The organism is Streptomyces sp. NPDC015130, assembly GCF_043080005.1.
Classification (GTDB): domain Bacteria; phylum Actinomycetota; class Actinomycetes; order Streptomycetales; family Streptomycetaceae; genus Streptomyces.
On record NZ_JBIBVC010000021.1, the window covers coordinates 100,961 to 112,943 of the forward strand.

5 protein-coding genes are annotated in these 11,983 nt (G+C 72.5%); 1 reads left to right on the forward strand and 4 read right to left on the reverse strand.

The features are described 5' to 3' along the window. Window positions 1-44: 44 nt before the first annotated feature. A complete protein-coding gene (locus ACF08F_RS33030; protein ID WP_392302214.1) occupies window positions 45-3,953 on the reverse strand; it encodes a Pls/PosA family non-ribosomal peptide synthetase in 3,909 nt (1,302 codons plus the stop codon). Between the two features lie 672 nt (window positions 3,954-4,625). Here ACF08F_RS33030 and ACF08F_RS33035 point away from each other — a divergent pair. Beyond that, window positions 4,626-7,925 carry a S8 family serine peptidase gene (locus ACF08F_RS33035; RefSeq protein WP_392302258.1) on the forward strand — a complete coding sequence of 1,100 codons (3,300 nt, stop codon included), beginning with the start codon at window positions 4,626-4,628 and terminating at the stop codon, window positions 7,923-7,925. A gap of 72 nt (window positions 7,926-7,997) precedes the next feature. Here the strand turns inward: ACF08F_RS33035 and ACF08F_RS33040 are convergent, their stop codons facing one another. The 3 genes from ACF08F_RS33040 to ACF08F_RS33050 form a co-directional block, all read right to left on the reverse strand. Then, on the reverse strand, window positions 7,998-9,167 hold the full coding sequence (locus ACF08F_RS33040; protein ID WP_392302215.1) for an agmatine/peptidylarginine deiminase: 1,170 nt from the start codon (window positions 9,165-9,167) through the stop codon (window positions 7,998-8,000). Between the two features lie 48 nt (window positions 9,168-9,215). Continuing rightward, window positions 9,216-10,670, reverse strand: a complete 1,455-nt coding sequence (locus ACF08F_RS33045) for a purine-cytosine permease family protein (protein ID WP_392302216.1) — start codon at window positions 10,668-10,670, stop codon at window positions 9,216-9,218. Window positions 10,671-10,818: 148 nt separating this feature from the next. After that, window positions 10,819-11,958, reverse strand: coding sequence for an agmatine/peptidylarginine deiminase (locus ACF08F_RS33050; RefSeq protein WP_392302217.1), 1,140 nt, complete (start codon window positions 11,956-11,958; stop codon window positions 10,819-10,821). Window positions 11,959-11,983 lie beyond the last annotated feature (25 nt).

The window sequence follows — 11,983 nt, forward strand, 5'->3', positions numbered from 1 at the left end:
TGCCGCTTCCGCTCCCTGCCCTGTGCTCGTACGCCGTGGCCCTTTCAGGACCGCCACGCCTCGATCGGATTGCCCAGCCAGCGGGTGTCGGCGGGGACGGATTCCCCGGCCATCACGAGAGAGGCGGGTCCCAGTGTGCTGCGGGCCCCGACCGTGCTTCCGGGCAGGACGATTCCGCCCGGGCCCAGGGTGGCGCCCTCGCGGAGGACCACAGTATCCGTCCTCAAGATCCGGTCGTGGAAGAGGTGCGTCTGCAACACACAGCCGCGGTTCACGGTGGCGGCGTCGCCCAGGGTGACCAGGTCCGTCTCGGGCAGCCAGTAGCTCTCGCACCACACGCCCCGGCCGATCCGGGCGCCGAGGCCGCGCAGCCACAGGGTGAGGAGCGGGGTCCCGGGCACCGATCCGGCGAGCCAGGGCACGGCCAGGACCTCGACGAAGGTGTCGGCGAGCTCGTTGCGCCACACGAAGCCGCTCCAGAGCGGGTGCTCCCCCGTCCGGTGCCGGCCCACGAGGAGCCATTTCGCGGCCACGGAGACCACCACGGCGGCAGCCCCGGCGGCGAGCAGGACCGCCCCGGACAGCAGCGCGGCCCCCACGGCCCCGGCCCCGGTGGTGGCGGTGAGGGCGCACAGCGCGGCGACCGTCAGGACGGCGAGCGCCGCCGAGCAGAACACCGGGACGAGCCGGCAGAGCTCGACGAGGCCCCGGGCCCACAGGAGGCGGGCGGGCGGGTCGTAGGTGCGGCTCCGGTCCGACTCGGCGGCGGAGCGCGGCAGTCTGACCGGCGGCAGGCCCAGGTAGGAGCTGCCCTTCTTGGCCTTCTTCGGGGTGGCGGACAGGACGCCGACCAGTCCGTCGTCGGGCACGCTGCGGCCCGGCGCGGTCATGCCGGAGTTGCCGAGGAACGCGCGGCGGCCGATGACGGAGTGGCCGATGCGGACCCAGCCGCCGCCCAGTTCGTACGGGGCGGTCAAGGTGTCGTCGGCGAGGAACGCGCCTTCGCCGACGGTCGTGAGGCTGGGGAGCGCGAGCACCGTGGACACCTCGGCACCACGGCCGATCCGCATGCCGAGCAGCCGGAGCCAGACGGGGGTGATCAGCCCGGCGTACAGCGGGAAGAGGGTCTCCCGGGAGCGGTCCATGAGCTGCGTGACGGTCCACGCCTGCCAGCCGATCCTGCTGTGCGTGGGGTGGGTGCCGGTCCGCAGTCCGAGGCTGAGCAGCCGTACGGAGACGAGGATCAGCAGCGCGTACGCGAGGCCGAAGGCGAGGGCTCCGGGCACGACGGCGATCAGCGCGCCGCGCAGGGCCTCGGCGAGCCCGGCGTCGGCGGGGACGAACAGGCCGAGGACGAGCAGGGCGGGAAGGGCGGAGAGCACGGGCAGGACCGTGAGGAAGAGGCCGGTCGCTCCGTACATGGCGCGCCAGCGGGCGGCGCGCGGCGGGCGCTCGTCGGGCCAGTTGCGCTTGGCCTTGCCGAGCTTGACGGCGGGTGCTCCGGCCCAGCGCTGGCCGGTCGGGATCTGGCCGGCGACGGCGGAGCCGGGGGCGACCTGGGCCCGCTTGCCGACCCGTGCGCCGGGGAAGAGCATGCTGCGGGTGCCGACGACCGCGCCCGAGCCGACCTTGACCGGGCCGATCTCCAGGCGGTCGCCGTCCAGCCAGTGGCCGGAGAGGTCCACCTCGGACTCGACGGCGCAGCCGCGGCCGAGCTTGAGCATGCCGGTCACGGGCGGCAGGGAGTGCAGGTCGACGTCGGGGCCGACCTTGGCGCCGAGGGCGCGGGCGTAGCGTTCCAGCCAGGAGCCGGTGAGGGAGGTCGCGCCGACGAATTCGGCGAGGCGTTCGGCCGTCCAGAGCCGGAGGTGGACGCTTCCGCCGCGCGGGTGACGTCCCGGCCGGACGCCGAGCAGCAGGAGGCGGGCGCCGCCGGCGGCGAGGACCAGCCGGCCGGGCGGGCTGTAGAGGAGGGCGGCGCCGGCGGCGACGAGCCACCAGGAGGCGGTGGGCGCCCAGGGGTAGGGCCCGAAGCGGTGGAGGACGTTGCCCAGGGCGAGGAGGGCCACCGTCCAGCGCAGTCCGACGACGGTGAACAGCGGGAGCAGCAGCAGCGCCTGCGCCACCTGGGTGCGGAGCGGGACGGGCGCGACGGTCCGGGCCGTGGCGTCGTCCTGGACGGACTTCTCCAGGTGCCGGGCGAGCTTGCGGAGGACGGGCTGCTGGTAGAGGTCGACGACGGCCGCGGTGGGGTAGCGGGTGCGGAGCCGGGTGGTGAGCTGGGCGGCGGCGAGGCTGTTGCCGCCGATCGCGAAGAAGTCGTCGGTGGCGCCGGTGACGGGCACGCCCAGGGTCTCGCTCCACTGCTCGGCGAGCCAGGCCTCGGTGCCGTAGAGCTGCTCGACGGAGCCGGTGGGCTCCAGGTCGGGCAGGGGCCAGGGCAGCGCGTCCCGGTCCACCTTGCCGGAGGTGCGGGTCGGCAGGTCGTCGACCGGGGCGAGGAGCGGGACGAGGGCCGCGGGCAGTTCGGCGCGGAGCCGCTCGACGGCCGCCGCGTGGTCCCAGCCGTCCTGGGGGACGAGGTAGCCGACGAGGAGCTGGTTGCCGCCGCGCGCGGTGCGGACGGCGGCGGCCGCGCCGGCGACGCCGGGCAGGGCCTGGAGCGCGGCGTCCACCTCGCCCAGTTCGATGCGCCGGCCGCCGAGCTTGATCTGCTCGTCGCCGCGGCCGAGGAAGACGAGGCCTTCCGGTTCCGCGCGGACGAGGTCGCCGCTGCGGTAGGCGCGCTGCCAGCCGAGGGAGGCGAGCGGGGCGTACTTCTCGGCGTCCTTCCCCGGGTCGAGGTAGCGGGCGAGGCCGACGCCGCCGATGACGAGCTGGCCGCTGCCGCCCATGGGCACCGGCTCGCCGGACTCGTCGACGACGGCGAGTTCCCACCCGGCGAGCGGGAGGCCGATGCGGATCGGTTCCTCGCCGGTGAGGAGCGAGGCGCAGGCGACGACGGTGGCCTCGGTGGGGCCGTACGTGTTCCAGACCTCGCGGCCCTCGGTGACGAGGCGCTGGGTCAGTTCGGGCGGGCAGGCCTCGCCGCCGAAGATCAGCAGGCGGACCTCTCCGAGGTCTTCGGGGTCCCAGAGGGCGGCCAGGGTCGGCACGGTGGAGACGACGGTGATCTCCTGCTCCACGAGCCAGGGGCCGAGGTCGGCGCCGCTGCGCACCTGGGAGCGCGGGACGGGGACGAGGCAGGCGCCGTGGCGCCAGGCGAGCCACATCTCCTCGCAGGAGGCGTCGAAGGCGACCGAGAGTCCGGCCATGACCCGGTCGCCGGGTCCGATCGGTTCCTCCGCGAGGAAGAGGGCGGCCTCGGCGTCGACGAAGGCGGCGGCGCTGCGGTGGGCGACGGCGACGCCCTTGGGCAGGCCGGTGGAGCCGGAGGTGAAGATGATCCACGCGTCGTGCTCGGGTCCGGGGCGGGCGGCGGGGGCGTGGCCGGGCTCCGGTGGGCGGACGAGGTCGACGGACTGTCCGGCGCCGAGCACCGCGCGTACGCCGGCCTCGCCGAAGACGAGTTCGGCCCGCTCGTCGGGGTCCTCGGCGTCGACCGGCACGTAGGCGGCCCCGGCGGCGAGGACGGCCAGGACGGACACGTACAGCTCGTTGGTCCCGGAGGGTACGCGGATGCCGACCCGGTCGCCGATGCCGACGCCGGCCTCGGCGAGGGCGCGGCGCCGGCGCTCGACCTCGGCCGCGAGGGCACGGTAGGTGAGCCGGCTGGTGCCGTCGTCGAGGGCGGGTTCGTCGGGGTGGGCCCGGACGGTCGCGTCGAGGATGTCGACGAGGGTGCGGGGCGGGGCGGCGGGGCCGGCGGTGAACCGGGCCGCTTTGCCGGAGTCCTCGTACGCCTCCCCGTCGTCGGGATGGGTGAGTTCGCCGAGCTCGGGTGTGGCTGACATCGGCCCTCGCGTGTCCTCCCGGAAAGTCCGGGTCGCCGGTGGAGCCCGGGTCTGCCCGGGTTGTTCCGTTCCAGCGCCAAACAGCCCGTCAGTCTAGTGCGCCGATGCGGTTTTCCTTGGGCGAATCGCTTGCGCGCGACTGAGGAAGGGCGGTAATGCGGGTCACGTCCACGGCTCCGCGGCCGGCGCCGGCGACGGGTTCCCGGGCGTGTCGCCGCGGGGTGCCGGGGCCGGTGGAGGATCGATTCGCCGGGGTACGGAAACGGGCCATTCGGAGGTTCGCGTTCCCGGCTGCCTCGGGTGTCGTCCCGAAACCGGTGCGGGGCCCGGTGCGGACCGCGGTCTTCCGGGGCCGCCGAGCGGCGCTGTCGCGGAAGGATCGCGCGGGTGTCACACAGCGGTCACACGATGATCGTCGCCCCATCGAACTCGGCGGCCCCGGGATGGCCGGAACACAGCGGAATCACCGCCCGGCGCGTGGACCGCCGTTGATCACGTCCCGTGCGCTTCACATACTGCGCTTACCCGAGGCGCGCGACGTGCGCCCGGACGGAGACGACCACTCCACCCCATCCCACATCCCGATCTCCTGGGGGAGACTTGCGCGCACCAGTGCACAGAGCACGCGCCTTCACCGTCGCGGCGGCCACCTCGGTGGCCCTCGTGGCGGGCATGACCGGCCCCGTGACGGCGATCGCCGGACACACGGCGGCCGCATCGGACACCACCCGCCCCGGCGGCGACCAGCGGATCCGGCTCGTCACGGGCGACCGGCTGGTGGTCGACGCCAAGGGCCGCATGGTGGGCTTCGAGGCCGCCAAGGGCCGCGAGCGCATACCCGTACGGATCCAACGCACCGCGAACCACACGCTGGTGGTGCCTACTGACGCCCAACGCCTCATCTCCACCGGCGTGTTGGACCAGCGTCTCTTCGACGTCGACGAACTCACCGACGCGCGGCTGCGCAGGAGCCACGGCGACGGGCTCAACCTGATCGTGCAGTACGAGCGCGGCGCCACGACCGCGCGGAGCGAGGTCCGTTCGGCCGGTGACACCCAACTGCGGCGCACCTTCCCCACGCTCGGCGCCGACGCCGTCCGTACGCCCGAGGACGACGTGGCCAAGGTCTGGGAGGCGCTCACCAACCCGCGGCCCGGCGGTCTGCGCGCCACCGCCTCCGGCATCGGCAAGGTGTGGCTGGACGGGGTGCGCGAGGCCCGCCTGGACCGCACCGTCCGGCAGATCGGCGCCGACAAGGCGTGGGAGTCCGGTTACGACGGCACAGGCGTCAGGATCGCCGTCCTCGACACCGGTGTCGACCGGACCCACGACGACCTGCGGACCCGGGTCGTCGGCGAGAAGAACTTCTCGGCCTCCCCCGACGCCGTGGACCGCGTCGGCCACGGCACGCACGTCGCGTCGATCGCGGCCGGTACGGGAGCCAGGTCCGGCGGCGCCTACAAGGGCGTCGCCCCCGGCGCCGAGGTGATCAGCGGGAAGGTCCTCGACGACGAGGGCTTCGGCGACGACTCCGCCGTCATCGCGGGCATGGAGTGGGCCGCCGCCGAGGGCGCGGACATCGTGAACCTCAGCCTCGGCGGCGGCGACAGCCCCGGCGTCGACCCGCTGGAGGCGACGGTGAACCGACTCACCGCCGAGAAGGGGATCCTGTTCACGATCGCCGCCGGCAACGAGGGCGAGGGCGGCAGCTCGACGGTCGGTTCGCCGGGCAGCGCCGACGCCGCGCTCACCGTCGGCGCGGTCGACAAGGACGACCGGCTCGCGGACTTCTCCAGCACCGGCCCGCGCGTCGGCGACGGCGCCGTCAAGCCGGACCTGACCGCACCCGGCGTCGCCGTCACGGCGGCCGCGGCCCCCGGCAGCGCGATCGACACGCGGCCCGGCACCCCGCACCCGGCCCCGGGCTACCTGCAGATCGACGGCACCTCCATGGCCACCCCGCACGTCGCGGGCGCCGCCGCGATCCTGAAGCAGCGGCACCCGGACTGGAAGCCGGCCGAGCTGAAGGGCGCGCTGACCGGGTCCGCCAAGGGCGGCGCGTACACGGCCTTCCAGCAGGGCTCGGGCCGTGTCCAGGTCGACAAGGCGCTGGCGGCAAGCGTGATCGCCGAGCCGGTCTCGCTGAACTACGGCACGGCGCGCTGGCCGCACACCGACGACAAGCCCGTCACGCAGAAGCTCGTCTACCGCAACCTCGGGACCGGTGACGTCACCCTCGACCTCGCGGTGACCGCGCTGGCCCCCTCGGGCGAGCCGGCCCCGGCGGGCTTCTTCACGCTGGGCGCCTCCCGCGTGACCGTGCCCGCCGGCGGGACGGCCGAGGTCGGCCTGACCGCCGACACCTCCGTCGGCGACGCCGACGGCACGTACTCGGGCTACGTCACCGCCACCGGCGCCGGGCAGTCCGTCCGCACGGCCGCGGTGGCCGTCCGCGAGGCGGAGTCCTACGACCTCACGGTCCGGACCCTCGGCCGCGACGGCACCGACGCCGAGTACTTCACCAACACCCTGGTCGGCGTCTCCGCCACCTCGAAGGGCTTCGGGACCCGGATCGACAGCGAGCCCGGCACGCACACCATCCGCGTGCCCAAGGGCTCGTACTCCTTCGACACGGCCGTCTACGAGGACCCGTCGGACTACGCCAAGGGCACCGACTGGATCGCCCAGCCCCAGCTGGACGTCTCCGCCGACACCACGGTCGTCGCCGACGCGCGGACCACGAAGCCGGTGGACATGACCGTGCCGGGTGTCGACGCCGTGGACTACGGCGGCACCTACTACCAGCGCGAGACGGGCGCCGACCGATTCGGCAGCGGCTGGGTCCTGCGGGGCTTCACCGGCTTCCGCACCGCCCACATGGGCCCGGCCGTCACCGACGGCTCGCTCCTGCAGACCTGGGACGCGCACTTCCTCAAGGACCCCACCACGCAGTACTCGGTGGCCTTCGGCGGCAAGCGGAGCAAGGTCGCGACCGGTTACACCAAGCACGTGAAGGCGAACGAACTGGCCACGGTCAAGGTCGGCCTCGGCGCCTCCGCTCCCGGGAAGACCGCGCTCGTCTCCCCGTACGCCCATCTGCCGGGCGCGCCGGAGGGGAACGGGTACTCGGCGCCGCAGGCGGCTCCGGGGACGCGCACCTTCCACGTCTCCACCGCCGACGGCGTGAAGTGGCTGACCAGGTTCAACCAGCTGGGCGCGCCCGACGAGTGGGGCTACCCCGCCTTCGAGGGCGCCCAGGAGATGGTGCGGCCGAAGCGCTACCAGGCGGGCCTGACGTACCGGGAGACGTTCAACACGGGTGTCTTCGGCCCGCTCCTGGGCGAGAAGCAGGGCGTGTTCCGTACGGCGCCCGACGCGGACACGGGCGAGCAGCTGCTCGTCGGCGCCCTGCCGCTGTTCTCCGACGGCCAGGGGCACGCGGGGCTCTCGGCGTACACCTCCGCCACGTCGACGCTGTACCGCGACGGGGTCAAGGTCGCCGAGAACGACGACCCGCTGAGCGGCTCGAAGCCCTTCACGGTCGGCTCCGCCGACGCCGAGTACCGGCTGACGACCTCCGTGGAGCGGTCGGCGGAGGTCGCCACGGCCTCCACCCGTGTCGACGCCGGCTTCACGTTCCGCTCGAAGCAGGTCGCGGCCACCACGGCGCTGCCGGTGTCCACGGTCCGTTTCGCCGCCCCCGTCGACCTCGCCTCGCGCGCTCCGGCCGGCGCGGCGGTCCTCGTGCCGGTGACCGTGCAGGGCGCGGCGGCCGGGAAGAACCTCGGTTCGCTCGCGGTGTCCGTGAGCCACGACGACGGGAGGACCTGGCAGCGGGTGACCGTCGTGAACGGCGGGATCTCCGTGCAGAGCCCGGCGAAGGACAAGGGCGTCTCGCTCCGCGCCGAGGTCACGGACAAGCAGGGCAACGCCTCCACGCTGACGATCCACAACGCGTGGTTCGGTAAGTAGCCCGTGCTGCGGTAGGGCAACGGCCGGACCGGGCCTCGTCGGACGAGGCCCGGTCCGGTTCTCTCCGGTGGATCAGCGGGCGGGTTCCTGCATCGTGACGCAGTGCGCGCCACCGCCGCCGTTGCCGTAGAGGTTGTCGAGGTTGAGCTGGACGACGGGCCTGCCGTAGGCGGCGGAGATCGCCGCCTTGGCCGCCGCGTCCTTGGCGGTGTCGCCGAACTGGGTGGTGATGATGGCCGAGTTGGTCACCGTCCAGTTCATGTAGGAGCTGAGGAAGTCCGCGCGCTTGCCCGCCGAGATGCGCGGCAGGGTGTCGGGCCCCTCGATGGTGAGGACCTGGAGCCGGCGGCCCCTCGCGTCGGTCGCGTTGGACAGGACGTTGTACATGGCCTGGGCGTTGGCGGTCCAGACGTCCGGCCGTACGGCGCCGGCGAGCTGCACCATCACCACACCGGGCTTGATGTAGCGGGCGGTTCCGTCGATGTGGCCGTCGGTGACGTCCCATCCGGTGACGCCGGGCAGCCAGATCATCTTGGTGGCGCCGAAGCGGGCGAGGAGCTCCGCCTCGACCTGGCTGCGCGACTTGCCGGGGTTGCGGTTGCTGTTGAGCCAGCAGCTCTCGGTCGCCATGAGCGTGCCGTCGCCGTCGTACTCGATGCCTCCGCCCTCGCCGACGACGGACGCCTTCGCGAAGCCGACGCCCGCGTAGGAGGCGACCCGGCCGGCGAGCACGCGGTCCTTGGAGTAGGCCGAATACGGGAGGCCGTAGAAGGTCGTGGCGTTCTCGCCCCAGGCGTTGAAGTTCAGGCCGAAGGAGTCGAGGCCGCCGGCGCCGTCGACGCGGAACAGCGGGCCGGTGTCCCGCATCCAGCAGTCCGAGACCGGGATGGAGCTGATCACGGTGACGGTGGATCCGCAGGCCGTCCTGGCCTGCGAGGCCGCGGACGAACCGTCCGCACACATGATCACCGGCTCGTACTTGGCGATCTCCTTGGCCAGCTTGGCGATGTCGGCCTGGATCTTGGACAGCAGGTTGCCCCAGATCGTGGAGCTGGAGGGCCAGGCCATCCAGGTGCGCTTGTGCGGGGCGTCCTCGCCGGGGACCCGCCAGGAGGCGGCCATGGCCGGCTGGATGCCGCCGATGACCGGTCCCACCGCCAGGGCGGCGGCGGCCGCTCCGGTCCGGGCCAGGAGGCTTCTGCGGCTGATGCCGGGGCGTACTCCGTCGTGCTCTGTGTTCACGTGGTGCTCCTTCTCGCAAAGGTTCTGTACGTGCGGGCGCGGGGTCGCTCAGTGCAGCTCTTCCAGCAGTCCCTCCTCTCGGACCAGCCGGCGTTCGGTGGTCAGATCGAGGCTCCGGGCGAAGGCCCAGTAGAGGGCGCCCGCCACCGGCAGGCCGACGAGGAGCGAGCAGTCGACGCCGCCGAGCTGCTTCGCGACGGGTCCGACGTAGAGGCCGGTGATGACCATGAAGGGGGCCATGCAGACCAGCCCGATCAGGTAGGCGAGGTTGCCCCGCCATCCCCAACGCCCGTATATCCCGTGCGGGTTGAAGATCTCCTTGACGACGTACTGACCGCGTCGGACGAAGAAGAAGTCGACCAGGTTGATGGCCGTCCACGGGATGAACAGGTACGTGAGGACCACGACCACGTTCGCGAAGAACCAGTTGAACTGGTCGATGCCGACCAGGGTGGAGACCGTGCCGACGGCCGCCAGCATGATGCCGATCGTCACGACGCGGATCGCCCGCGTCGGCCTGACCGGCCGGAACGAGTCGACGATGGAGATCATGGTGAGGCTGCCGCCGTACTGGTTGATCGCCATGATGGAGAGCAGTCCCACCAGCAGGACGATCACGGCGATGGTGCCGAAGCCCTGGAACAGCCGGTCCGCGGCCAGCTTGAGGGCGGTGACCGGGTCGGTGCCCTCGGGGGCCCCGGCCGAGACCACGGCGCCGAGGACGAACACCCAGATGCCGGAGACCGCGCTCGGCAGGTAGGTCCACCAGAAGGTGCTGCGGACGGGGACGTCGGGTCTCAGGTAGCGCGAGTAGTCGGAGACGTACGGTGCCCAGCCCAGCTGGAATCCGGCGACGAAGACGAACACCAGCATGAACGGGGCGAGTTCGAAGGGTCCGGGGGTCCAGACGCCGTCCGGCAGGCCGCCGCCGAAGAGGGCGGCCGCGGTGATCGCCGCCGTGACGAGGACGAAGGGCCAGGTGAGCCACTTGTTGATCCGGTGGATCCACTCGTACCCGAAGAGGGCGATCACCGTCGCCACCCCGGCGGCCAGCAGATAGCCGACGGTGTTGGGGATCCCGGTGAGCAGGTTCATGGCCTGGCCGGAGAGCAGGGCGTCGGAGGTGTTGAAGGCCACGTAGTTGACCAGGGCGAAGACCCAGACGGTGAGTGCGGCGCCGAGGTAGCCGAACTGGGCTCGGGACTGGACCAGTTGGGGCAGGCCGAGCTGGGGGCCCTGGGCCGAGTGGAACGCCATGAAGAACGTTCCGAAGAGCGAGCCGAGGACGGTGGCGATCACCGTCCAGACGAGCGAGGCCCCCATCGAGAGGGTCACCACACCGGTGGCCAGACCCGTGAGGTTGAGACTGCCGACGAACCAGATGGCCCCGACGTTCGAGGGTTTCCCGTGGCGTTCCGAGAGGGGCACCCAGTCGATCGAGTGTTGTTCGATGCCCGCGTGCTGCGCCGCGGAATCCTGCGTCTGCGAGACAACTGGCCCCATGTGGGCTCCTGTTCAGGGATGGTCCAGGAATCGGTACAGCGCCCGCGTAACCCGCAGGCGCTGTACGGTGCGCTCACATTAGGGACTGACTTAAATTTCAGTCAACGTTCGGGACAGAACTCACTGACGGAAATTTCAGCCGGGATGTTCAGGCGACGGGCTGCTGCTGCGTGACGCAGTGGATGCCCCCGCCGCCCGTGCCGAGCCGGTCGATGTCGAGCTGCTCGATGTACCGGTCGGGATAGAGGCGCTGCAGGGTCGTCCGCGCCGCCTCGTCCGCCCGCTTGTCGCCGAACTGGGCGGAGATCACGGCGTCGTTGCAGAGGTAGAAGTTGGCGTACGAGGCGAGGAACCCCTCGTCGGTGGAGCGGATCCGGTTGTAGTCCGGGCCCTGGAGGCGCATGACGTCCATCGCGCGGCCGGACGCGGTCGTCGAGACGGAGAGGACGTCGTACTGCTTGCGGGCGTCCCGGGCGTAGGCGTCCTTGTCGCCGGCGACGGGCATCTGGACGAGGGCCTCGCCGTGGGCGAGGAAGCGGGAGGTCGCGTCGACGTGGTCGTCGGTGATGTCCTGGCCGTAGACGCCGTCGAACCAGATGACCTTGGACGCGCCGTACGCGTCGCACATCGCCCGCTCCAGCTCGCGCTCCGACATCCCGGGGTTGCGGTTGCGGTTGAGCAGGCTGCTGCGGGTGGCCATCAGGGTGCCGGCGCCGTCCTGCTCGATGGCGCCGCCCTCGCCGACCAGGTCGGCGTAGGTGATCGGCACGCCCACGTACGCGGCGATCCGCTCGGCGACACGGGCGTCCTTGCGGTGGGCCTGCTTCTCGCCCCAGCCGTTGAAGTTGAGGCCGACGGCGTCCAGCCCGCCGCGGCCGTCGGTACGGAAGACCGGGCCGGTGTCGCGCATCCAGCAGTCGTCGACCGGGACGGAGCCGATGACGGTCACTGTGGGTCCGCACATCGCGCGGGCCTTGGCGGCGCTCCCGGAGTTGGCACACATCACGACCGGCTCGTACTTCGCGATCGTCCGGGCGATCAGCGCGATGTCGGCCTGGACGCCGCTGAGCTTGCCGCGCCAGATCGAGGTGCTGTCCGGCCACGCCATCCACGTACGGGTGTGGCGGACGTCCTCGACCGGTACCCGGAAGACGCCCCCGGCCGCGTCGGCCTTCTCCGGGAGGGTCGTCGCGAGGGCGCCGCCGACGGCGACCGCGCCGGCGGCGACGAGGAACCCACGCCGGTTGAGGCCGCGACTCGCATGCCGGCCTGCGGTGTGACTGCTCATGCCTGTCCTGCCTTTCTTCGCGCGC